Raw genomic sequence first — 260 nt, forward strand, 5'->3', positions numbered from 1 at the left:
GGCGTTTCTGACCGATTATCATCAGCGTCTGCTCGCGGCTTATCCGGCTCAGGCCGATGGTCAGGTGTTGCTCGCCTTCCCGCGTCTTTTTATGGTTGCGGTGAAAAACCGGTAAGCGCAGTGGAAAGCTGGCCGCAAAAACAGCGTAATAATGGTGAGTGACCTTGAAAAAGCAGTTTTTCTGCACCACCTTCAACCCACAGCCAAAGGGAGAATCGCAATGGATGATGAGCAATTGCAGGCGCTTAGTGCGCAGATAG

The 260-nt window shown here is 52.3% G+C and carries 1 protein-coding gene; it reads right to left on the minus strand.

The window, feature by feature from the left end:
- Nucleotides 1-260, minus strand: a 260-nt coding sequence (locus tag SB756_RS31730) for a hypothetical protein (protein ID WP_410913455.1), incomplete at both ends; no start/stop codon positions are given.

Source organism: Pseudomonas sp. SIMBA_068 (assembly GCF_046534705.1).
GTDB classification, from domain to species: Bacteria; Pseudomonadota; Gammaproteobacteria; order Pseudomonadales; family Pseudomonadaceae; genus Aquipseudomonas; species Aquipseudomonas putida.